This is a genomic window from Nocardia pseudovaccinii (genome assembly GCF_050942345.1).
GTDB classification, from domain to species: Bacteria; Actinomycetota; Actinomycetes; order Mycobacteriales; family Mycobacteriaceae; genus Nocardia; species Nocardia pseudovaccinii.
The window spans coordinates 845,619-870,235 of sequence record NZ_CP192074.1 but is presented as its reverse complement, the minus strand read 5'-3'; the positions used below and the strand labels follow the sequence as shown (position 1 = coordinate 870,235).

Here is a 24,617-nt window from a genome sequence, read left to right as displayed (position 1 = left end):
GTCCGATGTCGTCTCGAAGATGTTCGACTTCACCACCACCGCGGACCTGCTCTCGTATTCCTTCGTCCAGCAGGCGGTACTCGCGGCCGCGCTGCTCGGACTGCTGGCCGGTGTGATCGGGCCGCTGATCATCAGCAGGCAGATGTCGTTCGCGGTACACGGCACCAGCGAGCTCTCGCTGACCGGTGCGGCCGCCGCGCTGCTCGCCGGAGTCGGGGTCGGGCTGGGCGCGATCGTCGGCTCGGTGGTGGCGGCAGTGCTGTTCAGTTTGCTCGGCACCAAAGCCAGAGAACGCGATTCGGTGATCGCGGTGGTGCTGTCGTTCGGACTCGGGCTCTCGGTGCTGTTCCTGTGGCTCGGTCCCGAACGCGCCGGATCGAAATTCTCACTGCTGACCGGTCAGGTGGTCAGCGTCGGCTACAACGGGCTGGCACTGCTGCTGACCTGCACCGTTTTGGTGCTCGCCGTACTCGCGGTGGTGTACCGGCCGCTGCTTTTCGCGAGCTCGGATCCCGAAGTCGCACTCGCCCGCGGGGTTCCGGTGCGGGCGCTTTCGGTGGTGTTCGCGGTCATGCTCGGCATTACCGCGGCCTTCGGTGTGCAGATCGTCGGCGCGCTGCTAGTGCTCGCCCTGCTCATCACGCCCGCGGCCGCTGCGGCGCAACTGACCGCGAATCCGGTGCGCGCCACCGTGCTCGCGGTGGTGTTCGCGGAAACCGCGGCGGTGGGCGGCATCCTGTTGTCGCTCGCGCCCGGCGTTCCGGTCTCCACCTTCGTCACCACCATCTCCTTCCTGATCTACCTGGTCTGTCGCCTTCTCGGCCCCCGGCGCCGTCAGGCCGCCCGCGCCCGCTGACCCCGCTCACCAACCCGTGCCGGTGCCGCCCACTTATCGCTCACCGCGCACGGGATCATGCGTGCCGCGCACGGCTACCGGCACAGCGCGCGGGCCAGGTGCCCGCGCTTGGCGAGCACCTGGCCGGTGGGCGGTGGATCAGACCGTGAACAGAGCGATCAGGACCACGATCGAACCGCCGAAGACGATGACGTGGCGCAGGTTCTGCAGGTACGGGGTCACCCAGCGGGGAAAGGCGGCTTCGGCGACGTCGAGGAAGCGCTGGACGCCGATGCGGGCCAGTTCCGGGTCACCCTTGCGGGCGAAGGCGGCCTGGACGCTCTTGGCGGCCGTCAGGTTGCTGTACAGGATCGCGACATTGCCGAGCAGCACCAGCACCTGGAAGATCCAGGACAGTGTCCGGCCCCAGTCGTTGCCCGCCAGATTCAGCACGGCCATCGCGGTCATCACCAGTGCGATCCCGACCGGGGCCCAGGTCTCGTGGCCACCCGCGTCGAACCGCATACCGTTCTCCCCGAGGACCCCGGGGCGCACACCCTGACGGGCCAGCTCGGCATCGGCGGCGGCCTGGGCGGCGGCTCCGTAGCGGTGGCGCACCAGCGGAATGCTGACGAAAGCGAGAGCGATCAGCAGTTGGGCGACGGCTGCGACGGTCATCATGGCGGTTCTCCTCATCGGGTTGTTCGTCGAGTGGCTCCTCGAATGACCGAACGATCTCCCGCCGCGCTGACAGCGCGCTGACACCTGATCGGCCCGCGCTGACAACAGCCATCAGCGCAGGTCAGCAAGGCTCTAGTCGGCCGTAGCAACCGTTTGATGGCAGTCGCCTTCAGTCGAACGCCCCCGGTTTCGTATGCTCGACCCACGCGCCCCATCTAACGAATGGTGACCAATGATCGACTTCACGATTCCCGCCGAACTCGCCGCAGAACGCGACCGGGTCCGCCAGTTCGTCATCGACAAGATCGTCCCCTTCGAGCGCGATCCGCGACTCACCTCGCACGGCCCCACCGACGAATTGCGTCAGGAACTCGTCGAGCTGGCACGCGCGGAAAAACTCCTGACCGTGCAGGCGCCGGAAGCCCTCGGCGGGCGCGGCCTCACCCATATCGAGCAGGCCGTGATCTACGAGGCGGCGGGCTGGTCCACCCTCGGCCCGGTCGCCATGAACTGCGCCGCGCCCGACGAGGGCAATATGTTCCTGCTCTCCAAGATCGCCAACCCGGATCAGGTCGAGCGCCACCTCGCACCCGCCGTCGCCGGACACCGGCGCACCGTCTTCGCGATGACCGAACCGGACGGCGCGGGTTCGGACCCGAATCAGTTGGCCACCGAGGCCGTCTTCGACGGCGAGAACTTCACCATCAACGGCCGCAAATGGCTCATCACCGGCGCGGACGGCGCGAAGACCTGGATCATCATGGCGCGCGTCGCACCGAACCCGCATGTGCCCGACGGCCCGACACTGTTCCTGACCGAAGGCGACCAGCCCGGCATCGTGATCGAACGCACCATGAACACCATGGACCGCAATTACGTCGGCGGTCACGGCGTGGTGCGCTTCGAGAATCTGGTGCTGCCCAAGGACGCGCTGCTCGGCGAAACCGGTCAGGCACTGCGTTACGCCCAGCTGCGACTGGCTCCGGCCCGGCTCACCCACTGCATGCGCTGGCTCGGCGCGGCCGAACGCGCACAGTCCATCGCTGTCGAATACGCCAGGACCCGCACCGCCTTCGGCAAACCGATCGGCGACCACGAGGGCGTTTCGTTCATGCTGGCCGATAACGAGATCGCACTGCACCAGTGCCGCCTCACCATCTGGCATGCTTGCTGGCTGATGGACCAGGGCGAGAAGGCCAGGCATGAGAGCTCGATCGCGAAGGCATACGTGTCCGAGGAGTTGTTCAAGGTCGCCGACCGCTGCGTACAGGTGCTCGGCGGCATCGGCATCAGCGATGAGACGGTCGTCGAAATGATCTTCCGCGACATGCGCGCCTTCCGTCTCTACGACGGCCCCACCGAGGTGCACAAGTACGCCATCGGCCGCCATGTGTTGCGGCTGCGTTGATTTGCCGCGCCTGCGGCGCGGCGTGTTCGCGGCCCCCTTCTGTCTCGCGTCCGAGCCGTCGAGACTCGCGACTACGTCGCATGCGCTTCGACGGCTCGGACGCGAGACGGGCCGCGAACGTCGCTCGTAAGACTCGCTCCGTGCGGGGTGACCAGTGCTTGAACGGCCTTTGCCAGGCTCGGCACGCAGCCCCATAGGTCGACTAACATGCCAGGCATGAGTTCGGAACTGCTCGTCGATGTCTCCGCGGGCATCGCCGTCCTCACCCTCAACAGACCCGCACAGCAGAATGCCGTCACCCCGGCCATGGCCGCCGAATTGAGTGCGGCACTGCAGCGTTGCGACGTCGAGGATGCGATTCGCGCCGTCGTCATTACCGGTACAGCACCCGCGTTCTGCGCGGGTGCGGATCTGTCCAACCGGGTCGGCGAGGTCAGCGCGACCATCGAACCGGCGCCGTGGCGGGTGCGCAAACCGGTGATCGCAGCGGTGAACGGGCATGCGGTCGGCATCGGACTCGCGCTGGCCCTGCAATGCGATCTGCGGTACATGGCACAGGACGCCGTCTACGGACTGAATCAGGTGCGTCGCGGGGTACTCGCCGACGGCTACGCGCACTGGACGCTGCCGCGGCTGGTCGGCATGGCCAATGCCGCCGACATCATGCTGACCGGTCGCACCTTCGACGGCGACGAGGCCAAGGCCATGGGCCTGGCCAATGGCTGCCTGCCCGCGGGCGAGGTGCTGCCGACGGCACTCGCCATCGCCCATGACATCACGAACGGCGCGGCGCCGCTGCCGGTGGCACTGTCGAAGCGGCTGCTATGGGAGAGCCTCGGTATGAGCCCGGCCATGGTCGGCCAGCTGGAGACCGATCTGAACGAGCACGTCGGCAAGAGCATCGACGGCGGTGAGGCGATGGCTGCATTCCGGGATCGCCGCCAGCCCAATTGGACCGGCAGTATCAGCGAGGAATGGCCGGCCTGGGACAGCACGGGCGACAAGCAACGGCCCAGCCTGGATTGACCCGCTCGGGTTACGCGCGGCCGCCGACCAGGATGAGCAGGAAAACGATCGCCATGCAGACCATGAGGATCGTGCCGACAACGCCGAGGATGTAGCCGACCAGCACCTGGGCGCGGCCGCCGTAACCGCCGTGGGACTCCTCGATCTGGTCGAGCGCGCGTCTGCCGAGCGCCCAGGCCACCGGTCCCAGCACACCGCAGCAGAACAGACTCGCCGCACCGAGCGCCAGCACCGCCGTTGCGTGCGGATGCTCGATCGTCTCCTGGGGAGCCTGGTTCGGGATGACCACGAGTCGAATTCTACGGGGCCGGAGTCGATTTGCGGTTCAACCCCGGCGGCCGATTTGCCCGATCGACCGCGATCGGTGATTTGCGGTCCGCCCGTTGCGGTTCGAACGCGTCGCCGATTCGGCGGTGCACCAGCCGACTTCCGGTGCTCAGGCCCGGCGCTGACGCGCGATCTCGGAGAGTACGACCCCCGCCGCCACGGAAGCGTTCAACGATTCCACCGGACCCGCCATCGGAATGCCGAGGATCGAATCACAGGTCTCGCGAACCAGCCGGGACAGGCCCTTACCTTCCGAGCCGACCACGACCACGGTGGGAATGCTGCCGTCGAAATCATCGAGGATGGTGTCACCGCCCGCGTCGAGTCCGACGATCTGAAACCCCTGCGATGCCCAATCCTTCAGTGTGCGAGTGAGATTCGTCGCGCGGGCGACCGGAAGCCGGGCCGCGGCACCGGCACTGGTGCGCCAGGCCACCGCGGTTACGCTGGCGCTGCGCCGCTGCGGAATCAGCACGCCCTGGCCGCCGAAAGCGGCCACCGAACGGATCACGGCACCCAGATTGCGCGGATCGGAAATATTGTCCAGCGCGACCAGCAGCGCGGGTTCGGCCGAATCCTGGACCCGCGCAACCAGATCATCCGGATGGGCGTACCGATACGGCGGCACCTGCAGCGCAACACCCTGATGCAGTCCATTGGCGCTCAACCGATCCAGATCGGTGCGTGGCACCTCCAGGATCGAAATGCCCGCATCTGCGGCAATCTTCACACTTTCGGTGAGCCGGTCGTCGTTCTCGGTGCCCACCGCGACGTACAGCGCGGTCGCGGGCACACCCGCACGCAGACATTCGACGACCGGATTGCGGCCGAGCACCATCTCCGGACCGTCATCGCTCTTGCGTCCAGCCGGGCGAGCACCACCGCGCGGACCCGGCCTACCTTGAGCCGCGGCCTTCGCCTTGGCGGCCGCGCGCTTGGCGGCGGGATGTTTGGTGCGCGCCTCGGCGGGCGGGGTCGCACCGCGCGGTTCCAGACCGCGCCGACGCTGTCCACCCGAGCCGACGACCGCGCCCTTCTTGCTGCCGCCCTTACGAATCGCGCCTCGACGCTGCGAATTACCTGCCATCAGTTCGCCTTTCCACGCTGTACCGCGCCCGGCGAATGCTGTGCCGCACCCAGCGACCATTCCGGACCCTGTGCGGTATCGGTCACTTCGATTCCGGCGGCCTGCAACCGGTCCCGCGCCGCATCGGCGCTGGCCCAGTCCTTCGCGGCGCGCGCCTGCTGGCGGCGGTCGAGTTCGGCGCGCACCAAGACGTCCAGGGCATCGAGCGCGACGGAACTGTCCTGTGGGCTGTACCACTGCGGGTCGAACGGGCAGACGCCGAGGATATTCAGCATGGCCCGGACCTGCCCGGCCAATTCGACCGCCTCGTCGATCGCACCCGATTCCAGCGCCTTATTGCCCTCGTGCACAACGCGGTGCACCTCGGCCAGGGCCCGCGGAATCGCCAGATCGTCGTCGAGTGCCTCGGCGAACGCATCGGTCCACTTACCGACCGCGATCTCCCCGGCCCGTTCGGCCACCCGGTGCACGAACGCCTCGATGCGCTGGTACGAGGCCGCGGCGTCGTAGAGCGCCTTGTCCGAGTACTCCAGCATCGAGCGGTAGTGCGCGCTGCCCAGGTAGAACCGAAGTTCAACGGCCCGAACCTTTTTCAGGACATTCGGCACCGAGAGCACATTGCCGAGCGATTTGGACATCTTCTCGCCGCCCATGGTCACCCAGCCGTTGTGCAGCCAGTACTGCGCGAAACCGGCACCGGCCGCCTTCGACTGGGCGATCTCGTTCTCATGGTGCGGGAAGACCAGATCCATTCCGCCGCAATGGATATCGAATTCGGGGCCGAGATAGAACTCGGCCATCGCGGAGCATTCGAGATGCCAGCCGGGCCGACCGGGACCCCACGGCGACGGCCAGGTGGGCTCACCGGGTTTGGCGGCCTTCCACAGCGTGAAGTCGCGCGGATCGCGCTTGCCCGCACCGGCGCTCTCGCCCTGGTGCACGTCATCGAGTTTGTGCCCGGACAGGCTGCCGTACTCCGGATAGCTGACCACGTCGAAGTAGACGTTGCCCTCCGAGGCATAGGCGTGCCCGCGCTCGATCAACCGCTGCATCAGATCGATCATCTGGGTGATGTGGCCGGTCGCGCGTGGCTCCACCGAAGGCGGCAGTACGCCGAGGGTCTGGTAGGCGTTGTCGAAGGCGCGCTCATAGGTGGACGCCCACTCCCACCAGGGCCGGCCCGCTTCGGCGGCCTTGGTCAGGATCTTGTCCTCGATATCGGTGACATTGCGGATGAACCACACGTCGTAGTCGTGGGCGAGCAGCCAGCGCCGTAGTACGTCGAACGCGACTCCGCTGCGCACATGGCCGATATGTGGTTCCCCCTGCACGGTGGCGCCACAGAGGTACACCGAGGCACGGCCGGGGACCAGTGGCGCGAAATCGCGCATGGTCCGCGTGTCGGTGTCAAAAAGGCGCAGAGTCACGGAAGTCGATCCTAGCTGGTAGATAAGGCCGTTCACGGAGCGGCTCAGGTCGGCGGAGGCTGGATCAGCGACACTCTTGTAGCAGGGCGGTAGCCACTGCCGCAATGCCCTCGCCGCGACCGGTCAACCCGAGGCCGTCGGTTGTGGTGCCCGACACCGAGACCGGGGCGCCGAGCAGCTCGCCGAGCACCTCTTGGGCCTCGGCGCGACGCGGTCCGATCTTCGGCCGATTGCCGATCACCTGGACCGCCGCGTTGACGATTTCGAAGTCCGCCTCGTCAAGGAGCCTTCGCACTTCTTTGAGCATGGCCGCACCGGAAACGCCTGCCCATTCCGGCCGTCCGGTACCGAAGACCGCGCCGACATCGCCGAGTCCGGCGGCGGAAAGCAGCGCATCGCACAGTGCGTGCGCGGCGACATCGCCGTCGGAATGTCCGGCGCAGCCGTCGTCGCCCTCGAAAAGCAGACCCGCCATCCAGCACGGCCTGCCCGCTTCGATGGGATGGACATCGCTGCCGATGCCGACGCGCATACTCATGACAGACCCACCGTCCGGGCACCGTCGAGCACGGCATTCGCCAGCAGCAGATCGAGCCGGGTGGTGATCTTGAAAGCCATGGGGTCGCCCGGAATGGTGCGCACCCGGGTGCCGAGCAGTTCGACCAGCCCCGCGTCGTCGGTGGCCTGCAGGCGCTCATCGGCATAGGCCGCGCGCAGCAAGTCGGCGGCGAAACCCTGCGGAGTCTGAATGGCGCGCAGACCGGCGCGGTCGGGCGTACCGGTGACCTCGCCGCGCGCGTCGACGGATTTGATGGTGTCCACCACCGGCAATGCGGGCACGACGGCTTCGGCACCGGCGCGCAGTTCCGCGACGACCCGGGCGATCAGCTCGGGCGGGGTCAGTGCGCGGGCGGCGTCGTGCACCAGGAAGTGGGCGGCATCGGGGGCGGCGGCGATACCGCAGCGCACCGAATCGGTGCGCTCGGCGCCGCCGATGACCACGCACACCGACTCCGAGGGCGGCAGCAGGGCAACGGCGCTCTCGACGAGTTCGGTGGGGACCATCACGATGATCCGGTCGACCGCCCCGGAGGCGATCAGGCCGTCGACGGCCAGCCGGACCATAGGTGTGCCGCCGACCGTGACGAACGCCTTGGGTGTCGATTCACCCAGACGAACGCCACGGCCGGCGGCAGGCACCAACGCAACGACGGATCCGTCGCTGTTAGAAACGTTCACGGTCAGGAAGCCGCGGCGAGAACCTCATCGAGGAGCGTCTCGGCCTTGCCGTCATCGGTCCCCTCGGCGAGCGCGAGCTCACCGACGAGGATCTGACGGGCCTTGGCCAGCATCCGCTTCTCACCCGCAGACAGGCCGCGGTCCTGCTCCCGACGCCATAGATCGCGAACGACCTCGGCAACCTTGTTCACATCGCCGGAGGCGAGCTTCTCCAGGTTGGCCTTGTAGCGGCGAGACCAGTTAGTCGGTTCTTCGGTGTGCGGCGCACGCAGCACCTGGAAGACTCGGTCGAGACCCTCCTGGCCGACAACGTCGCGCACGCCGACATATTCGGCGTTTTCTGCGGGAACGCGAACAGTCAGGTCACCTTGGGCGACCTTGAGGACCAGATACTCTTTTTGCTCACCCTTGATGGTGCGAGTCTCGATTGCTTCGATCAGCGCCGCTCCGTGGTGGGGGTAAACGACGGTGTCTCCGACCTTAAAAATCATGTGTCCCGTGCCCCTTTCGATGTTCACAGTTTAACATGCGACTCGGTAACGGCGCGATCAACTGTGCAGGTCAGGGCCACAACGAGCCAACCGCGGGGGTTGACAGAACCGGTGCGGTGTGCATTGCGTTGTGCCAGAACAGGTTATCGACCGGCGCGGACAGCACACCGGACGGTCCGCGAACCCAGCAGCGTGTCCGCCACCGCGCCGCCGCCACGCAAAACCGTTACCCAACGGATGCCGAGCAACGGGGTGTCCGAACCATCCATCTCTGGGAACCACCACGGAGCGAGTCTTACGAGCGACCGTTCGCGGCGGCGCAGGCGCGGCAATTAGACACAGCCCGCGCGCCCGCGCCGCGGAGGCTACTACTACGCTGCCTAGTTATTACTCTCCCTAGCGGAGTGAGCCCGGTCGACATGGAGGGACAACCCGTGACTGCCCTGAAAGCTGTGACCGCCTCGACAGGGGCGCGTCGTCGCATGGTTTCGGTTGCCGTGCTCGCCGCCGGAGCAGCGCTCGTGCTGTCCGGCTGTAGCGCAGGCCAGATCTCGCAGACCGCGACCCAGGTCGCCGCGGTCAACGGCAACCACGCCGACATCGACCGGATCTCGCTGCGCAATGTGCACATCGTCTTCCCGGCCACGGGCACCGACTACACCAACACCAAGGGCGGCAAGGCGATCATCGCGCTGTCGGTCGTCAACAACGGCGAGACCGTCACCGACGAGCTGACCAGCATCACCACCGACCTCGGCACGGTGAAGATCACCCCGCCCGCAGGCGCCTCGGCCTTCAAGATCGCCCCGCAGCAGACCGTCGTCGCGGCGACCTCCCCCACCAGCGCAACCGCCGCCAAGTCCGACGAGCACGGTGCGACGCCGAGCAGCACTGCCGCGCCGACCACCAGCGCCACGCCCGACTCGCACGGGGCAAGCGACAAGACCACCGTCGATCCGGAGAAGAAGCCGGGTCTGATCGAGATCACCGGTCTGTCCAAGGACATCATCCCCGGCCTCACCTACCCGGTGACGTTCAACTTCAAGCAGAACGGCACCGTGACCGTGCAGGTCCCGGTCGACGCCGGTGCGGTCACCGAACGGCACGAAGGCCAGACCGCCGCGACCGAGGGCGAGCACAAGGGCGGACACTGATCCGCTGACCGCCCCCGGGCAACGTACGGCTGTCGCGCATTCGCGCGGCAGCCGTTTTCGTATCTGTCGAGCCCGCTTGTCGGGGGTGGTACGTAAGGTGCGCCTGTGGCCAAGACCAAGTCGATCTTCCGATGCTCCGAATGCCGGTACGAGGTCGCCAAGTGGGTGGGCAAATGCCCGGACTGCGGCGCATGGGGCACCGTCGACGAGGTAGCCGGATCGGCGGCGACCGCGGCATCGCCGATCGGGCGCAAGGCCATGCTGCCGAGCACCGCCGCCGCGCCCATCTCGCATATCGATTCGAAGGTCACCAAGGCCAGGCCGACCGGTGTCGAGGAACTCGACCGGGTGCTGGGCGGGGGCATCGTGCCCGGATCGGTCGTACTGCTCTCCGGTGAGCCCGGAGTCGGCAAATCGACGTTGCTGTTGGAGGTCGCCCACCGTTGGGCCACTCAGCGTGAGGAGAAGTCGCTGTATGTCACCGCCGAGGAATCGGCCGGACAGGTTCGGCTGCGCGCCGACCGGACCAATGCGGTGCACGAAAGGGTCTATCTCGCAGCGGAATCGGATCTGTCGATCGTGCTCGGCCATGTCGAACAGGTGCGCCCGACACTGCTGGTGGTCGACTCGGTGCAGACCATGCTCGTGCCGGAGGTGGACGGCACCATCGGCGGCGTCACCCAGGTACGCGCGGTGGCGGCGGCGCTCACGTCACTGGCCAAGGCGAGCGGGATCGCGGTGCTGCTGGTCGGACATGTCACAAAGGACGGCAATGTCGCGGGCCCGCGCACGCTCGAACATCTGGTGGATGTGGTGCTGCAGTTCGAGGGCGACAAGAACTCCACACTGCGCATGGTGCGCGGCATCAAGAACCGATTCGGCAGCTCCGACGAGGTCGGCTGTTTCGAATTGCACGACGACGGGATCTCCTGCGTCACCGATCCGTCCGGGCTGTTTCTGCACCACCGCACCGATTCGGTATCGGGTACGGCGGTCACGGTCGCGATGGACGGTAAACGGCCGCTGGTCGCCGAGGTGCAGGGCCTGACCGTGCACACCGAGATCCCGAATCCGCGGCGGGCGGTGAGCGGGCTGGACTACAACCGGGTCGCGATGGTGCTCGCCGTACTGCAGAGCCGCGGGCGGGTGTTCCTCGGCAAGCACGACGTGTACGCCGCGACCGTCGGCGGCATGCGCCTGCTGGAGCCAGCCGCGGATCTCGCTGTGGCACTTGCCATTGCGAGCGCCGAACGCGATCAGGCGCTGCCGGTCGGCTGGGTCATCCTCGGCGAGGTCGGGCTGGCGGGCGAGGTGCGCCGGGTCACGGGATTGGAGCGCAGACTCGCCGAGGCCGAACGCCTCGGCTTCACCACCGCCCTGGTGCCGCCCGGCTTGGCACGTACCAAGAGCGGCATGAAGATCCACGAGGTGACCGACGTCAAGTCGGCCATCCGCCTAGCCGGTCTGCGCAAACAGCGCGCCGCAACCACCGAGACCGCCCCCGACTTCTGAGCCGACAATGACTCTCGGACAACCTGAGTGATCACGCACAGCCAGTGGCTATCACGCGCAAGCCATAGCCTGTGCGCGATGACCACTGGATATGTAAGAGCGACCGAGGGTCAGGCGATGTTGAAGGGTTCGGCGGCGCTGCGGAGTGAGCCCAGTTGGGCGACAACGGCGTACGCGCCGGGCGGAACCTGGACGCGGTCGCCCGCACAGTTGGGTTGGGAGGTCGAGCCCGACCAGGTGACCATGAAGGCCGCCTGCTCGCCGCGGTTCAAGGTGCGGACGTCGGGGGCGCCGTCCGGGTAGCAGTCGGTGCTCGACCATAGGCGGCGCTGGCCGTCGAGGCTGGTCACCGAGACCTGCTGCAGTCCGGAGCCGACATCGCGCGAACAGGCCGTGGACGAGATATTGGTGATCACGATGCCGAATACCGGATTCTCACCGGTCTTGTAGGTCGGCTGCTCGACGGTCACCTTCACCGCGAGCGACTGATCCGGACAGATACCCGCGGCGACCTGGCTGGCGCTCGCGGCCGCAGCGGTAGTGCCGGTGGGCTTCGCGCTGGATTCGCCGGTGGTCGGCGACGGCGTCGAGGAGGATGCGCCCGCGGGCTTATTCGTCGCCGACGCGGAACTGGTCGCGGCCGCCTTTGCCGCACCGGGCGAATCGCCGCCGCGCGTGACCGTCAAGACCAACCAGATCACCAGTGCGAGCGCCACGACCAGAACACCTACGGCGAGCGCGCGGCGTCGCCAGTAGATCTCCGGAGGCAGCGGTCCATTCGGTTCCAGCACGGAGTCAACGGTAAGGGCACGATCCGGTACAGCGACTCAGGACCCCGGCGTGTCGGATCGGAAAACCCGCGCGCGGCAGGTAAATTCCGCTCCCACCGCTGGATGTCTCGGATCGGCCGGATCAGACCAGCTCACCGATATTGCCGACGACCCGCTGCAACTTGACTTCGCCCTCGGCCAGTTTGTATGTGACGCAGGCGATCGCGCATTCACCCGTGGCAACGCGCTGCGAAATGATCATCGAGCGCTGCATGAGCAGCCGGCTGGTCTCCACCACATGCCTGGCCTCCATCTCGTCGACGGTGGACAGCCCTTCCCGGCGCCCGATCAGAATCGACGGCGTGACTCGCTCGACCACACTGCGGATGAATCCGCCGGGCACCTCGCCGCCGTCCAGCGCGTCGATGGTGGCCTTCACCGCACCGCAGCTGTCATGGCCGAGCACCACGATCAGCGGCACATTCAAGACCTGCACGCCGTACTCGATCGAGCCGAGCACCGAGCTGTCCACGACATGGCCCGCGGTGCGCACGACGAACATATCGCCGAGGCCCTGGTCGAAAATCAGCTCGGCCGCCACGCGGGAGTCACCGCAGCCGAAGAGGATCGCGTGCGGGTGCTGGCCGCTGACGAGCTTGGCCCGGTCGGCCGCGCCCTGACTAGGATGCAGCAGGTTGCCGTTCACGAAGCGTGCATTGCCCTCGCGAAGGGATTTCCAGGCACTGATCGGGTTGGAATCCGGCATACCGACCATTGTGCACATCGCAATGGTTACCAGCGAGTCCGGTTCGTTACGGCTCGGCAAATATCGACCGGCCGCAGGACAATAGGAACGGTGAGGGCAGTGTCGGAAGGCGGCGCAGCGCAACAGCGTGCAGGCGGAAAACCCAAGATCACGACGGGTGCCAACCGGGTGGATGCGGAATCGTTGCTGGACTGGTATCGGGAGACCGCGCGGGATCTGCCGTGGCGGCGCAAGGACGTCACTGCCTGGCAGATCCTGATGAGCGAGATCATGCTGCAGCAGACGCCGGTGGTACGGGTCGAACCGATCTGGCGGGAGTGGGTCGCGCGCTGGCCGGTCCCCTCCGCCATGGCGGCCTCGTCGCAGGCCGAGGTGCTGCGTGCCTGGGGCAAGCTCGGATATCCGCGCCGGGCGCTGCGGCTGCACGAATGCGCGAAGGTGCTCGCCGAGGAACACGGTGACGAAGTGCCGACCGATGTGGATGTGCTGCTCGGTTTGCCGGGTATCGGCGCGTATACCGCGCGCGCGGTGGCCTGTTTCGCCTACGGACAGCGGGTTCCGGTGGTGGACACCAATGTTCGCCGGGTGGTGGCGCGTGCGGTGCACGGGCGCGCGGAGGCCGGTAATCCGTCGTCGCGCGATCTGCCCGAGACCGAGGCGCTGCTGCCGCACCGAATCGACCATGCCGCAATATTTTCCGCCGCGCTGATGGAACTGGGCGCGACGGTGTGCACCGCGCGCACGCCCGACTGCTCGCGTTGCCCGCTGCCGCAATGCGCCTGGGTTTCGGCGGGCAGACCGGTCTCGGATGTGGTGCGCAAGACCCAGAAGTACGAGGGCACCGATCGTCAGGCGCGCGGTCGGCTGCTCGACGTGTTGCGCGACGCGACCGGTCCGGTCGAGCGAATCCGGTTGGATATGGCCTGGACTCGCGACCCCGGCCAGCGCGACCGAGCTTTGGACTCCCTGCTGGTCGACGGCTTGATCGAGCAAACCTCGGACGGGTTGTTCGCGCTGGCCGGTGAGGGCTGGACAATCGGGGTTTCGAGGCCGGGCTGAACAGCCTCATGCGGGAAGGTTCAAAACTTTCCGGAGGAAGGCTTCGACCTCGGTGCGGTAGCGCTCGGGTTGGTCGTCGTGCACCAGATGGCCCGCGTCCGGGATGCGGACGTAGGCGGCGTCCGGGTGGACGTCGGCCATCTGTCGCATCTGGCCCTCGGGGGTGATGGTGAATTCGCCCTCGATCAAGAGAACGGGCGCTTCGACCGCGCGCCATTGCGCCCAGAAGTCGCGGGTCCCCCACTCCTCGGAGATATCGCGGAAGGTGGCGACCGAACCGTGCAGGCGGTAGCCGTCGGGGCCGTGCTCGAAGGAGTCGAGGAAGTAGCGCCCGGCGACCGGGCCGAAGTAGTCCAGCACCGCATCGGCATCCGGAAACGGCTGCGGCCAGGACTCGATCATGGCCGCCCAGTTCGCTGCGGTGCGGCCGCGGAAGTCGGGGGCGATATCCTCGACCACCAGCGCGCGCACCCGCTCCGGATATCCCGCGGCGAAAACCCAGCCGTGCAGACCGCCCATCGAATGGCCGATGACCACCATGGGTTCGGAAATTTCGGCGGTGGCCGCGGCGAGGTCATCGATGAAGGCCTCGGTGGTCAGTTCCACGGGCGCGGGACGACCGTGACCGGCGGCGTCGAAGGTGTAGACATGGCCGAACTTGCGCAGCCAGTCGAGGTGATCGCGCCAGGTGCGGGCACTGCCCATCAGTCCGTGCAACAGCAGGATCGGCACCCCTGCTCCACCTTCGTCATACAACACTGTGACATTTTGCAGCGCGGCCCCCTGGTGTCTCGCATCCGACCCTTTCGAGCGACCTGCAAGCAGTCGCTAGCGGCGCAGCCGAGACTCGCGACTTCGTCGCATGCGCTTCGGCCGCTCGGCTGTGTCGATGGCCGCGCCTTCGCGCGGACGCGAGACGGGCAAGACTCGCTCCGTGGTAGCCGAGTTCATCGGCGAACGTATTGTCGAGCGCATGGCTGTTGTGAAGATCAATGCGATCGAGGTTCCGGAGGGCGCGGGCCCCGAGTTGGAGAAGCGATTCGCCCATCGCGCGCACGCGGTCGAGGGCTCGCCGGGCTTCCTCGGCTTCCAGTTGCTGCGGCCGGTAGCCGGGGAGAACCGGTATTTCGTTGTCACCCAGTGGGATTCGGAGGAGTCGTTCGCTGCGTGGCGCGACGGTCCCGCGCGCGAGGCCCATGCAGGCGAGCGGCAGAAGCCGGTTTCGACGGGTGCCTCGCTACTGGAATTCGAGGTCGTACTGGACGTCGCGGCCAAGTCCGCTTCCTGAAACCGCTGGGCAGACGCGGCGCGCGACTCGCCCATTCCGGCCTGGGCAAGTTACCCGCCGTGTTGACGGCGGGTGTGGACAGATGTCACAGTTCGAAATGACAAACGCGAGGGTGACGCGGTAATTCGGTGAAATTCCGGAGCGGTCGCGCCACTGTGTTCTTGCACCGAGTCCTTGGTGCCGGAAAGCCAGACACCGGCACCTTCGCACCGAACAACTCACGGGACGCGCATCCCTAGGAGGACTCGAATGGCTATCGCGCATTCACCGATTCGGGCAACTGATTCACTCGGCACGCTGCTCATCGCAGTGGGCGTCGTTCTTCTCGCATTGCTCACGCTGTACCTGGTCGGCTTCGACCAGGGCGTCATCTCGCGCAGCGGGATGTACCTGCATGAGCTCATGCACGACGGACGTCACCTGCTCGGTGTGCCGTGCCATTGATCGGATCGCTCAAGACCCTGCTGCTCCGTGGCCTGCTGGCCGGTCTCATCGCCGGTCTGCTGGCCGCGACAGTGGGCTACTTCGTCGGCGAACCCAAGATCGACGCCGCCATCTCCATCGAAGAGGCCAATACCGCCAAGGCCGCCGAGCACGCCCAGGAACCGGCCGGGCATACGCACGGTGACGAGGAAGAACCGCTGGTCAGTCGGTCCGGACAGAAGTTCGGGCAGTTCCTCGCGCTCGGACTCGCCGGGCTCGCGCTCGGGGCGATCTTCGCTTCGGTCGCGCATTTCGCACGCCGGTACACCACCTTGTCGGGGCCGAAGCTCGCGCTGGGATTGGCATCGGCCGGTTGGACCGCGATCGTGGCGGTGCCGTTCTTCAAGTACCCGGCCAATCCGCCCGCCGTGGGTGAACCGGACACCATCAACCAGCGCACCCTGCTGTGGTTGGCGGCGGTGCTACTCGGACTCGCTGCCGTCGGTATCGGGCTGTACGTCTACAAACTGCTTGCCGCGCAACTCGGTACGGTCCGGCTGATCGCCGGGGTCGCGGCGTTCGTCCTCGTCGTCGTACTCGGGTACGTCCTGTTGCCCGGTGTGAACGAGGTGAAGGACGACTTCCCGGCCGTACTGCTGTGGCAGTTCCGTGCCACATCGCTCGGCGAGACGGCCACCCTGTGGGCCTGCCTCGGCCTCGGTTTCGCGGCGCTCACCGAATTCGCCACGCGCGATAGCACTCCGGTACGAGAAACAGCCGCTACCGCGGGCTGATCCGGAGTTCGGACCGCAAAAGGCAGTGTCGGTCGCATGACCGGCACTGCCTTTTCCGTACAGCCACGAACCGACCCACCGCGCTCGGTTTCCGTGGCGTTCACCGGCCTCGTCGTCGCGCTGCTCTGCGGCGTCGGCGAGGCCATCACCTACACGGCCGTGCAATTGGACCGCCCGAACGCCGATATCGGCTCGCTCGCAACGGGTCTGGCCATTCGCGGCGGCATCTACCTGGTGGTTCTCGGCGTTGCCATCCAGATGGCGCGCGGTGCCCGCTGGGCCAGACTGGTGCTCACCTTCGGCATCGGCGTAATCGGCCTGGCCTCGCTGATCATCGAACCACTGGCAGCCACGTTGTCCGCCAAGCAAATCGGCGACCTGTTCGCCGACCTCACCGCATCCGCGGTGATCACCGGAACCTTCCGCACCGGGCACATCCTGGCCGTCCTGGTCGCCATCCCCGCCATGTACCACCCGACCGCGCGCCCCCACTTCCGGCGCACCTAGATGGCCTCGCATACCCAGTGCCTATCTCGCACCGGCTATTTGGTATGCGAAGTAGTCACCAGGTATGCGCAGACTCACTGCCACCGGGGCCGGACCAGGCCGGATTCGTAGGCCATGACCACGAGTTGGGTGCGGTCTCTGGCGTCCAATTTCATGAGGATGCGGCTGACGTGGGTGCGGGCGGTGGCAGGGCTCATGAAGAGGCGTTCGCCGATTTCGGCATTGGTGAGGCCCTCGGCTACCAGGGTCATGACCTCGCGCTCGCGGTCGGTGAGTTCGGTGAAGGCGGCGGGTGGGGGTTGTTTGGCATGGGCGGAGAATTCGGCGATGAGGCGGCGGGTGACGCCGGGTGAGAGCAGGGCGTCACCCGCGGCGACGACCCGGATGGCGCGGACGAGATCGGCGGGTTCGGTGTGTTTGACCAGGAATCCCGTCGCACCCGCGCGCATTGCTTCGAAGACGTATTCATCGAGTTCGAAGGTGGTCAGCACGACCACCTTCACCTCGGCGAGTTTCGGATCCTCGGCGATCATCCTGGTGGCGGCAAGGCCGTCCAGGACCGGCATTCTGATATCCATCAGGACCACGTCGGGGGTCAGGCTGCGGGTCATGCGGACGGCCTGTTCGCCGTTGTCGGCCTCACCCACCACCTCGATGTCCTCCTGCGCGTCGAGCAGGGCGGCGAAACCGCCGCGCACCAGGGCTTGGTCGTCGGCAACCAATACCCGGACAGGCCCGCCCGTGTCCCTCGAATTGCCGCCGTTCATCGCGCCTCCTCCTGAGCCCCCACCTGGGTCGGTAGCCGGGCCACCACGCGGAATCCGCCACTCGGCCGCGGACCCGCGATGAGCTGGCCGCCCAGGGCGTGTGCGCGCTCGCGCATGCCGAGAATGCCATTGCCGCCGCTCGCTCCGGACTTCGATTGTGTGCCGGTGGCGCGAGCGTTGTCGATGGTGATCTCGACCGAATCGGCGGCATAGCGGATGGTTACCGCGGCCGGTGCGCCAGGCGCGTGGCGGACCACATTGGTCAGCGATTCCTGGATGATGCGGGCCGCCGCCACATCGACGACGCTGGGCAGTTTGTGTGCGGTGCCGATAATGCGGGTGTCGACCGTGAGACCGGCGGCGCGGGTGCGCTGCAGCAGTGCGTCCAGGTCCTCGATGCTCGGGGCCGGGCTCCGCGGGGCGGGCGGCGGCGGAGCTTCGACGCTGCGGGCATCCGAATTATCTCGGGCCCGCTCGGAATCGGGGCGTGCGGGCGCGGATTCCGGCTCGACCTCCGAGTCGCGCACTTCGGCCGCGCTGCCACTGCGGATCGAGTGCAACAGCGTATGCACCTCGGCCAACGCATCCTTACTCGCCGCTTTGATTGCCGCGAGCGCCGATTCGGCCTGTTCCGGTTTCCTGTCGAAGAGCTCCAGCGCCACCGAGGACTGCACATTGATCAGCGAAAGACTATGCGCCAGTACATCGTGCAGTTCGCGCGCGATCGCGAGCCGTTCCTCGCTGGCCCGCCGTTCGCGCTGCGCCTCCTCATCACGGCGTGCCGCCTCGGCCCGCTGCCTGCGTGCCACCAGGACCGCTTGCCGCTGGCGGATCCCCTCCGCGATCGCGACCAGCACACCCAGCCAGGCGATCATGCCGAAGGCCAGCCACGGGTCGGCCGGATGCCCGACCAGCGCGGGCAGCGGCCAGACCAGCGCAAGATAGCCGATCGGCGCGAGCGGATATGTCCACCAGCGCGATCCGACGATCGCGGCAGTGATGAATGCGATCACCAGCGAGACGAAGATCGGGCCGTAGCCATAACCGCGCAGCAGGTACACCGCGCAGGACGCGATCGTCACGAGCAGCGCGGGCAGCGGGTAGGCACGGCGTAGCAATAACGCCACCGGTCCGATGAGCAACAGCACATAGCCGAACGCGTCGAGCGAGTGCACTCCGGTCTGGCGCAGGTTGGCATTGCGTCCTCCGGCGACCTGGATCGCCGCGACGACCAGCGCGAGCACCCAGTCCTGAACGACTGGGCCACGTTTCGATTCCCCTGGCGCTGTCACACTTGCAGCCTATTAGCCCGGACCGGCCACGACGTCCGCCGCGCTACGTATGCTCCCCGCCTCCCCGAGTATTTGCCGGGCATCGGCGCCGCAACGGTCGCGTCGCGGGCCGTCGGTCGAGGTGACCGCCAAGAGTGGGCGTTCACCTGCGCGCCTGCGAAATCGGTCGTCGCGCCCGCTGCCACGGCGCCTCGTAGGCCGCGGTACGTACGCCGAGCACCGCCGCGCGACGGATGCGTCACCCCTGGTCGGGGGCGGATTCTCGGTGCATGACAGATTCCGTCGTGGTCACCGCAGGGCTGACCAAACGCTATGGCACCCACGCCGCCGTCGACCGCGTGCATATGCATGTCGCACCCGGCGAGATCTACGGCTTCCTCGGTCCGAACGGCGCGGGCAAGACCACCACGCTGCGAATGCTGGTCGGATTGATCCGTCCGACCGAGGGCTCCGCCACCGTGCTCGGACATACCCCGGGCGATCCGGCCGTGGTCCGCCGCATCGGCGTCCTCATCGAGGGCCCGGGCTTCTACCCCTACCTCACCGGCCGCGACAACCTGCGGGTACTCGCGAAATACGGCGGCCTAGCGCGTGCCGACGTCGAGGACGCACTCGACCGCGTCGGGCTCGCCAATCGCGCCGACGACAAATTCCGCACCTACTCCCTCGGCATGAAGCAGCGCCTCGGCGTCGGCGCGGCCCTGCTCGGCCGTCCCGATCTGCTGATCCTGGACGAGCCGACCAATGGTCTCGACCCGCAGGGCATGGCCGAAATGCGCGAGCTCATCACAACTCTCGCCGGTGATGGTCATACCGTGCTGCTGTCCAGCCACATGCTCAGCGAGGTGCAGGAGATCTGCGATCGCGTCGGGGTGATCTCCGGCGGGCAACTGCTCACCGAATCCACGGTCGCCGAATTGCGCGGCGCCTCTTCGCTTTTGCTACGGGCCGAACCGCTCGAGGTGGCTTTTCCCGCAGTGCGCCGAGCGGTCGGCGAGCGCTCGGCCATGTTGACCGCGGGCGGTATTCGGATCGAGGCCGGTGCGGACAGCGCGCCGGTGGTCGCGCGAGCGGTCGTCGAATCCGGCGCGGATCTGCTGGAGCTGCGGACCGATGAAAAGTCCCTGGAAGAAGTGTTCTTCGAAATGACCCAATTGGAGCCTGCGAAATGAACGGGACCGTGAAAGACCTGATGGCGAGCACGAGAGCGGAAATGCTGCGGCTGCGTAAGTGGCCCGCATTCTGGATCATTCTCGGCACCTGGATTCTGCTGAATCTCACCTTCGCCTACCTGTTCAACTACCTCGCCTACTCCTCCGGCGATATGAAGACGATGTCGAACGGCGTGCCCAAAGACGTGCTGCTGCACCAGATGTTGCCCGCCGCGGTGCCGGAGGTGTTCACCCAGGGCATGGCGATGTTCGGTGGTGCGCTGATGCTCATTCTGGGCGCATTGACCATCGGTAGCGGATATGGCTGGGGCACTTGGAAAACCGTGCTCACCCAGGGTCCGTCGCGGACCGATGCGATCGGCGGTGCGCTGATCAGCTTGGCGGTCACGGTTATCGGACTGGTGTGTGCCGCGTTCGTCGCGGATATCGGGGTCGCCTCGGTTATCGCGATAACCCGATCACAGTCGCTCGCACTGCCAGACCTCGGCCAGGCGGTGTACGGAATCATCACCGGCACAGCGATTCTCGGGATGTGGACGCTGGCGGGCGCACTGATCGGGGCGATCGCACGCGGTCCCGCACTTGCCGTCGGACTCGGGCTGGTGTGGGTACTGGTGGTGGAGAACCTGCTGCGCGGTGTCGCGGCGATCTTCAGCCCGATCAAGGTGCTCACCGATCATCTGCCCGGCACCGCGGCAGGTTCGATGGCGGGTGCGATGCGGACCGTCGAAGGGCCGTCGACGCCGGGGGTGCTCGACATCCTGTCGCGGACTCAGTCGCTCATCGCGCTGGTGGTGTACGTGGGACTCTTCGCGGCGGGCACGACGTGGCTGGTGCGGCGGCGCGATATGGTCTGATCCCACAGGCACCGAAAACCGTTGGCGGACAACAGTTCGTCAGCGGTTCGGCGCATTCAGGGCTCGGACAGCACGGAGCGGGCCAGTTCGGCCAGCGCCGCCGCGATCTGCGCGGAAGTGAGACCCCGCGCCCGCTGATGCCGGTAGACCTCGGCGGCCAACGGCGCGAGCAGCGAATCGACCATGGCGTCCGGTTCCCCGACGCCTGCGGCCACCAACAGCGACCGGACGTGCAGGAACCAGAAGCCGTACGCACCGGTCGCGAACCGCGCGCCGCCGGTCTCCGCGCCGAGCACCAAATCCGCGTGCCCGTCCAATAATTCGACCATGGCGGCATAGAAGGCGGCGAGCCGTTCGGCGGGTGGTGCGCCGGGGCCGAGCGGTGGTTCGCCGCGCAACAACTGCTCCTGCAGTGCGCGTTCGTGTTCGTCGAGCAGTGCGACGGCGATCGAATTCGTATCCGGATAGCGGCGATACAGCGTGCCGCGTCCGACCCCCGCCGCCTTGGCGATGTCGTCCATCGTGACGGTGCGCGGATCTCGCGTTGCGAACAGTTCGGCGGCCGCGGCGAGCACCTTGGCCCGGTTGCGGGCCGCGTCCGCGCGCTCGGTAGGCACCGTGGGTTCCGAATGCCCGCCGAGCAGGTCTATATCGCTGTTCACCGGCCCGACTGTACTCGACTTTCCAAGCAAGTGGACAGATCGTCCGGTTATCGGTACGGTTCAACCGGACATAGTGTCCAGTTAAATGCACGGGAGAGATCGTGAGCACGTTGTTGCACCTCGATGCCAGCGCACGGCGTCGTTCCCTCAGCCGGGAACTGAGCGCGACATTCGCCGAGGCGTGGCGCACCGAGAATCCGGAGGGCGGCTATATCTATCGCGACCTGGCGGCTGACCCGGCGCCCTTCATCGACGAGGCATGGACCGAACTCTGCGATGCCGTCCTCGCCCAACCCAGCACTGATCTGAACCGCCTCGCCGAACTGGTCCGCACACCGCGACAGGCCGCCGCCTGGGCGATTGTGGAGCCGCTGCTGACCGAGGTACTGGCCGCCGATGTGATTCTGATCGGCACCCCGATGTACAACTACTCGATCCCGGCAGCGCTCGAGGCCTGGCTCGATCAGGTGACGTTTCCGCGAATGTCCTCGGGTGACAGGCGATTCGTTGTCGTCTCCGCACGCGGCGGGTCCTATGCACCCGGCGCCCCCAAGGCCGCCTTCGACTATCAAGAGCGCTATCTGCGCGATTTCTTCGCGGGCCATTTCGCCGTCACCGACACCGTCTTCGTCAATGCGGAACTCGCCAATTCGAGGCAGGACCCAGCACTCGCGCATCTGCGCGGCAAGCATGACGAGTCCTATTCGGCCGCGATGGAATCCGCGCGCTACCTGGCCAGCCGCTAGCGACTGCGCACAGGTCGCTCGAAACGATCGGAGTACCGATGAATTGGATCATTCTCGGCATCGCCGGACTGGTGGAGATCATCTGGTCGCAGAGCATCAAGCCGACCGAGAACTTCACGCGCCTCGTCCCGACCGTCATCTGCTTCGTACTCGGCGCGGTCGCGGTGTATCTGCTGTCGCGGGCCATGCAGACCCTGCCGGTCGGCACGGCCTATGCGGTCTTCACCGGAATCGGCGCGGTGGGCGCGATCAGCCTCGGTGTCGTGATCAACAAGGACCCGATGAGCGCGGGACGGCTGCTGGCGCTGTCGCTGATTCTCGGCGGCATCGTGCTGGCGCGCGTCACCAATCCGGAGTGAGCAGCTCCGGCGGTCCAGTCCGAACCATGATCGAACCAGTGTGGGGGCCAGATCTACTTCGGTACTCGACTTCGCTTGGCGCACGCGGGATTTGCCGATAAGGCGGCCCGCGACCGGAATTCCGAGGCCTGGCCGCTGGTACTCGAACAGCTCGATCAGCGCACGACCGAGCCCGCCTGACCATCACCTCCTGGTGCACTCGATTCGGACTGCTGCCTCCGCACGCGTCGCCGGGGCGGCGGGGGTAGGTTCGACTGCGAATTGTGATTCACACATCTTCGAAAGGACCGTGATGCCCACACGTACCGCGCGCACCGCTTGGACCGGTGGCCTCCAGGACGGCTCCGGCCAGGTCGAGCTGGCCAGTTCCGGTGTCGGCAAGTACGACGTCTCCTTCCCCAAGCGCGCCGCCGACGACGCCGACGGCACCACCAGCCCCGAGGAACTGATCGCGGCGGCGCACTCCTCCTGCTTCGCCATGGCCCTCTCGGCCCAGATCGGCAATGCCGGTGGCACGCCCGAGAGCCTGGACGTCACCGCCGATGTGACCCTCGGCCCGGATCCGGACGGCGGCTTCCGCATCAGCGCCATCAAACTGACCGTCCGCGGCCGGGTATCCGGCCTGGACGCCGACGGCTTCGCCGCCGCGGCGGCCGCCGCCAAGGCGGGCTGCCCGGTCAGCAAGGCCCTCGCCGGGGTGGACAGCATCACCCTCGACGCCGCCCTCGCCTGACTTCCCGGCTCCTCGCACAGCCAGCCTGTGCGAGGAGCCCAGTGGTTATGCGAGCGCCGCGTACGCGCACAGGCGTAGGGCGAATATCGTCGGCAGGCCGATGTCCGGGTGGCGGTGTCGGGCGCAGGGTTGGGTCATGAACATTTTCGCGCAACCCGAGGCCATGACCTTCTTGGCCGATCACTATGACGGCGGATGGCATCCCTGGCCGTTCTTCTGGATCTTCCCATTGCTGTTCTGGGCCACCGTCATCGTCTTCTTCGTATTCGCGCGGCGGCGGTTCCGGGGTCACCAGAGTGGAATCGGTACGCTGCGAACCGCATTCGCGCGCGGCGAGATCACCGAGGATCAATATCGGAGTCGACTGGCGGTGCTGCGCGAACGCGGAGGGAAGTCATGACCATCGCCTTCGGCATCATCATCACACCGCGTTCGGGCTCCGAATGGGCCCGCGCGGTACAAAGCGCCGAACAGCAGGGCTATCAGACGATCCTCCTTCCGGACACCCTGAACACCCCGTCCCCCTTCCCCGCACTCGCGGCCGCCGCCGCGGTGACCACCACCATCCGACTCCGCCCGAACGTCTTGGCCGCTCCGCTGCGCAATCCGGCCGCCACCGTGCGCGAAACCGCCGCACTGCAACTGCTTTCGGACGGACGATTCGAACTCGGCATCGGGTCGGGGCGTCCCGATGCGAACGCCGAGGCCGAACGACTCGGCATGCCTTGGGGTTCGCCTGCCCAGCGCCGCGAGCAACTCATCGCCACCGTGGCTGCCGTTCGCGAACACCTCGATCCGGCGCCGCCGATCGTCGTCGCCGCGAATGGACCTCGAATGCTCACTGTCGCAGCAGGTTCAGCCGATCGAGTGCTACTTGCCGCGGGGCCGGATGCGACCGAGGCCGATCTTGCCGAGATGGTCCGGATCGTGCGCGACAATACCGATCGCGATGTGCGCTTCACCCATCAACTGGTCGGTATCGGTGACGAACTGCCGTTCTGGTTGAGCAAGCGGCTCGGACTCACCGCGGACGGACTGCGCGCGGCCGGATCGGCGGGTGTGCTCGACGGCGATCCGGCCACGGTCGCCGAGGTGCTCGAATACCGCAGGGAGAAGTACGGCATCGATGAACTGATCGTCCCCGGCGAACTGGCGCAAGCCTTCGCCCCGGCGCTCGCCCTGTGCACGAACTCGTCCGACTAACCGGAAGCCCCTAACCCGCCACAGCGCCGCGG

30 protein-coding genes and 1 riboswitch are annotated in these 24,617 nt (G+C 66.9%); of the genes, 17 read left to right on the top strand and 13 right to left on the bottom strand.

All coding sequences use genetic code 11. The features are described 5' to 3' along the window. The first annotated feature begins 19 nt into the window (after positions 1 to 19). Positions 20 to 856: a metal ABC transporter permease gene (locus ACQPZ2_RS03920; RefSeq protein ID WP_433527317.1), complete on the top strand. Its 837-nt coding sequence runs from the start codon at positions 20 to 22 to the stop codon at positions 854 to 856. 138 nt (positions 857 to 994) lie between these two features. Here the strand turns inward: ACQPZ2_RS03920 and ACQPZ2_RS03915 are convergent, their stop codons facing one another. Beyond that, positions 995 to 1,516: a hypothetical protein gene (locus ACQPZ2_RS03915; protein WP_433524331.1), complete on the bottom strand. Its 522-nt coding sequence runs from the start codon at positions 1,514 to 1,516 to the stop codon at positions 995 to 997. A 232-nt stretch (positions 1,517 to 1,748) separates the two neighbouring features. Here ACQPZ2_RS03915 and ACQPZ2_RS03910 point away from each other — a divergent pair, with 232 nt between their 5' ends. Together ACQPZ2_RS03910 and ACQPZ2_RS03905 are read left to right on the top strand one after the other, a co-directional pair. Beyond that, positions 1,749 to 2,924, top strand: a complete 1,176-nt coding sequence (locus tag ACQPZ2_RS03910; protein WP_433524330.1) for an acyl-CoA dehydrogenase family protein — start codon at positions 1,749 to 1,751, stop codon at positions 2,922 to 2,924. A 216-nt stretch (positions 2,925 to 3,140) separates the two neighbouring features. Further along, positions 3,141 to 3,950: an enoyl-CoA hydratase/isomerase family protein gene (locus ACQPZ2_RS03905; RefSeq protein WP_433524329.1), complete on the top strand. Its 810-nt coding sequence runs from the start codon at positions 3,141 to 3,143 to the stop codon at positions 3,948 to 3,950. 10 nt (positions 3,951 to 3,960) lie between these two features. On the opposite strand, the gene ACQPZ2_RS03900 is transcribed toward ACQPZ2_RS03905, so the two are convergent. From ACQPZ2_RS03900 to carD, 6 genes are all read right to left on the bottom strand, one after another. Continuing rightward, positions 3,961 to 4,239 (bottom strand): DUF4190 domain-containing protein, encoded by a 279-nt coding sequence (locus tag ACQPZ2_RS03900; RefSeq protein ID WP_433524328.1) that lies wholly within the window; start codon positions 4,237 to 4,239, stop codon positions 3,961 to 3,963. Positions 4,240 to 4,386: 147 nt separating this feature from the next. Continuing rightward, positions 4,387 to 5,364 (bottom strand): 23S rRNA (guanosine(2251)-2'-O)-methyltransferase RlmB, encoded by a 978-nt coding sequence (gene rlmB, locus ACQPZ2_RS03895; RefSeq protein WP_063042756.1) that lies wholly within the window; start codon positions 5,362 to 5,364, stop codon positions 4,387 to 4,389. Beyond that, positions 5,364 to 6,791, bottom strand: coding sequence for a cysteine--tRNA ligase (cysS, locus tag ACQPZ2_RS03890; RefSeq protein ID WP_433524327.1), 1,428 nt, complete (start codon positions 6,789 to 6,791; stop codon positions 5,364 to 5,366). The genes rlmB and cysS overlap by 1 nt, the downstream gene beginning before the upstream one ends. Before the next feature lie 64 nt (positions 6,792 to 6,855). Beyond that, a complete protein-coding gene (gene ispF / locus ACQPZ2_RS03885) occupies positions 6,856 to 7,323 on the bottom strand; it encodes a 2-C-methyl-D-erythritol 2,4-cyclodiphosphate synthase (RefSeq protein ID WP_433527316.1) in 468 nt (155 codons plus the stop codon). 2 nt (positions 7,324 to 7,325) lie between these two features. After that, positions 7,326 to 8,030, bottom strand: a complete 705-nt coding sequence (gene ispD, locus ACQPZ2_RS03880; protein ID WP_433524326.1) for a 2-C-methyl-D-erythritol 4-phosphate cytidylyltransferase — start codon at positions 8,028 to 8,030, stop codon at positions 7,326 to 7,328. Positions 8,031 to 8,032: 2 nt separating this feature from the next. Beyond that, positions 8,033 to 8,521: an RNA polymerase-binding transcription factor CarD gene (carD, locus tag ACQPZ2_RS03875; RefSeq protein ID WP_011206964.1), complete on the bottom strand. Its 489-nt coding sequence runs from the start codon at positions 8,519 to 8,521 to the stop codon at positions 8,033 to 8,035. Positions 8,522 to 8,955: 434 nt separating this feature from the next. On the opposite strand from carD, the gene ACQPZ2_RS03870 reads away from it, so the two are divergent. After that, a complete protein-coding gene (locus ACQPZ2_RS03870) occupies positions 8,956 to 9,675 on the top strand; it encodes a hypothetical protein (RefSeq protein ID WP_433524325.1) in 720 nt (239 codons plus the stop codon). Positions 9,676 to 9,780: 105 nt separating this feature from the next. Continuing rightward, positions 9,781 to 11,187 (top strand): DNA repair protein RadA, encoded by a 1,407-nt coding sequence (gene radA / locus ACQPZ2_RS03865; RefSeq protein WP_433524324.1) that lies wholly within the window; start codon positions 9,781 to 9,783, stop codon positions 11,185 to 11,187. A gap of 110 nt (positions 11,188 to 11,297) precedes the next feature. Here the strand turns inward: radA and ACQPZ2_RS03860 are convergent, their stop codons facing one another. Both ACQPZ2_RS03860 and ACQPZ2_RS03855 read right to left on the bottom strand, forming a co-directional pair. Continuing rightward, positions 11,298 to 11,978 carry a hypothetical protein gene (locus tag ACQPZ2_RS03860; protein WP_433524323.1) on the bottom strand — a complete coding sequence of 227 codons (681 nt, stop codon included), beginning with the start codon at positions 11,976 to 11,978 and terminating at the stop codon, positions 11,298 to 11,300. A gap of 121 nt (positions 11,979 to 12,099) precedes the next feature. Then, positions 12,100 to 12,723 carry a carbonic anhydrase gene (locus tag ACQPZ2_RS03855; RefSeq protein WP_040686204.1) on the bottom strand — a complete coding sequence of 208 codons (624 nt, stop codon included), beginning with the start codon at positions 12,721 to 12,723 and terminating at the stop codon, positions 12,100 to 12,102. A 147-nt stretch (positions 12,724 to 12,870) separates the two neighbouring features. Between ACQPZ2_RS03855 and ACQPZ2_RS03850 the strand changes: the two genes are divergently transcribed. After that, positions 12,871 to 13,782, top strand: a complete 912-nt coding sequence (locus tag ACQPZ2_RS03850; RefSeq protein WP_433527315.1) for an A/G-specific adenine glycosylase — start codon at positions 12,871 to 12,873, stop codon at positions 13,780 to 13,782. A gap of 6 nt (positions 13,783 to 13,788) precedes the next feature. On the opposite strand, the gene ACQPZ2_RS03845 is transcribed toward ACQPZ2_RS03850, so the two are convergent. After that, positions 13,789 to 14,541 (bottom strand): alpha/beta fold hydrolase, encoded by a 753-nt coding sequence (locus tag ACQPZ2_RS03845; RefSeq protein WP_433524322.1) that lies wholly within the window; start codon positions 14,539 to 14,541, stop codon positions 13,789 to 13,791. 214 nt (positions 14,542 to 14,755) lie between these two features. Here ACQPZ2_RS03845 and mhuD point away from each other — a divergent pair, with 214 nt between their 5' ends. The 4 genes from mhuD to ACQPZ2_RS03825 all read left to right on the top strand — a co-directional run bounded on the left by mhuD (position 14,756) and on the right by ACQPZ2_RS03825 (position 16,794). Then, on the top strand, positions 14,756 to 15,070 hold the full coding sequence (gene mhuD / locus ACQPZ2_RS03840; protein ID WP_040686177.1) for a mycobilin-forming heme oxygenase MhuD: 315 nt from the start codon (positions 14,756 to 14,758) through the stop codon (positions 15,068 to 15,070). Between the two features lie 65 nt (positions 15,071 to 15,135). Continuing rightward, positions 15,136 to 15,288: riboswitch (cobalamin riboswitch) on the top strand. A gap of 31 nt (positions 15,289 to 15,319) precedes the next feature. Then, positions 15,320 to 15,514, top strand: coding sequence for a CbtB domain-containing protein (locus ACQPZ2_RS03835; RefSeq protein ID WP_433524321.1), 195 nt, complete (start codon positions 15,320 to 15,322; stop codon positions 15,512 to 15,514). Next, positions 15,505 to 16,287: a CbtA family protein gene (locus ACQPZ2_RS03830; RefSeq protein WP_433524320.1), complete on the top strand. Its 783-nt coding sequence runs from the start codon at positions 15,505 to 15,507 to the stop codon at positions 16,285 to 16,287. The genes ACQPZ2_RS03835 and ACQPZ2_RS03830 overlap by 10 nt, the downstream gene beginning before the upstream one ends. Before the next feature lie 36 nt (positions 16,288 to 16,323). Then, the gene (locus ACQPZ2_RS03825; protein ID WP_433524319.1) at positions 16,324 to 16,794 is read left to right on the top strand and encodes a hypothetical protein; all 471 of its coding nucleotides are present in this window, start codon (positions 16,324 to 16,326) and stop codon (positions 16,792 to 16,794) included. 74 nt (positions 16,795 to 16,868) lie between these two features. On the opposite strand, the gene ACQPZ2_RS03820 is transcribed toward ACQPZ2_RS03825, so the two are convergent. After that, complete coding sequence (locus ACQPZ2_RS03820) at positions 16,869 to 17,561, bottom strand: response regulator transcription factor (protein ID WP_433524318.1); 693 nt, start codon at positions 17,559 to 17,561, stop codon at positions 16,869 to 16,871. Continuing rightward, positions 17,558 to 18,853 carry a sensor histidine kinase gene (locus ACQPZ2_RS03815; protein WP_433524317.1) on the bottom strand — a complete coding sequence of 432 codons (1,296 nt, stop codon included), beginning with the start codon at positions 18,851 to 18,853 and terminating at the stop codon, positions 17,558 to 17,560. Before ACQPZ2_RS03815 ends, ACQPZ2_RS03820 begins: the two co-directional genes overlap by 4 nt. A 269-nt stretch (positions 18,854 to 19,122) precedes the next feature. Between ACQPZ2_RS03815 and ACQPZ2_RS03810 the strand changes: the two genes are divergently transcribed. Together ACQPZ2_RS03810 and ACQPZ2_RS03805 are read left to right on the top strand one after the other, a co-directional pair. Continuing rightward, the gene (locus tag ACQPZ2_RS03810) at positions 19,123 to 20,025 is read left to right on the top strand and encodes an ABC transporter ATP-binding protein (protein WP_433524316.1); all 903 of its coding nucleotides are present in this window, start codon (positions 19,123 to 19,125) and stop codon (positions 20,023 to 20,025) included. Continuing rightward, a complete protein-coding gene (locus ACQPZ2_RS03805) occupies positions 20,022 to 20,882 on the top strand; it encodes an ABC transporter permease subunit (protein ID WP_433524315.1) in 861 nt (286 codons plus the stop codon). The genes ACQPZ2_RS03810 and ACQPZ2_RS03805 overlap by 4 nt, the downstream gene beginning before the upstream one ends. A 56-nt stretch (positions 20,883 to 20,938) precedes the next feature. Here the strand turns inward: ACQPZ2_RS03805 and ACQPZ2_RS03800 are convergent, their stop codons facing one another. After that, complete coding sequence (locus ACQPZ2_RS03800) at positions 20,939 to 21,544, bottom strand: TetR/AcrR family transcriptional regulator (RefSeq protein ID WP_433524314.1); 606 nt, start codon at positions 21,542 to 21,544, stop codon at positions 20,939 to 20,941. 101 nt (positions 21,545 to 21,645) lie between these two features. Between ACQPZ2_RS03800 and ACQPZ2_RS03795 the strand changes: the two genes are divergently transcribed. The 5 genes from ACQPZ2_RS03795 to ACQPZ2_RS03775 all read left to right on the top strand — a co-directional run bounded on the left by ACQPZ2_RS03795 (position 21,646) and on the right by ACQPZ2_RS03775 (position 24,585). Continuing rightward, entirely contained in the window at positions 21,646 to 22,290 is a 645-nt protein-coding gene (locus tag ACQPZ2_RS03795) for an FMN-dependent NADH-azoreductase (protein WP_433524313.1), read from the top strand. Between the two features lie 38 nt (positions 22,291 to 22,328). Beyond that, entirely contained in the window at positions 22,329 to 22,649 is a 321-nt protein-coding gene (locus tag ACQPZ2_RS03790) for a DMT family transporter (RefSeq protein ID WP_063042772.1), read from the top strand. A 292-nt stretch (positions 22,650 to 22,941) separates the two neighbouring features. Further along, the gene (locus ACQPZ2_RS03785; RefSeq protein ID WP_433524312.1) at positions 22,942 to 23,382 is read left to right on the top strand and encodes an OsmC family peroxiredoxin; all 441 of its coding nucleotides are present in this window, start codon (positions 22,942 to 22,944) and stop codon (positions 23,380 to 23,382) included. Positions 23,383 to 23,518: 136 nt separating this feature from the next. Beyond that, on the top strand, positions 23,519 to 23,782 hold the full coding sequence (locus tag ACQPZ2_RS03780) for an SHOCT domain-containing protein (protein WP_433524311.1): 264 nt from the start codon (positions 23,519 to 23,521) through the stop codon (positions 23,780 to 23,782). After that, positions 23,779 to 24,585 carry an LLM class flavin-dependent oxidoreductase gene (locus ACQPZ2_RS03775; protein WP_433524310.1) on the top strand — a complete coding sequence of 269 codons (807 nt, stop codon included), beginning with the start codon at positions 23,779 to 23,781 and terminating at the stop codon, positions 24,583 to 24,585. The genes ACQPZ2_RS03780 and ACQPZ2_RS03775 overlap by 4 nt, the downstream gene beginning before the upstream one ends. The last annotated feature ends 32 nt before the right edge of the window (positions 24,586 to 24,617 follow it).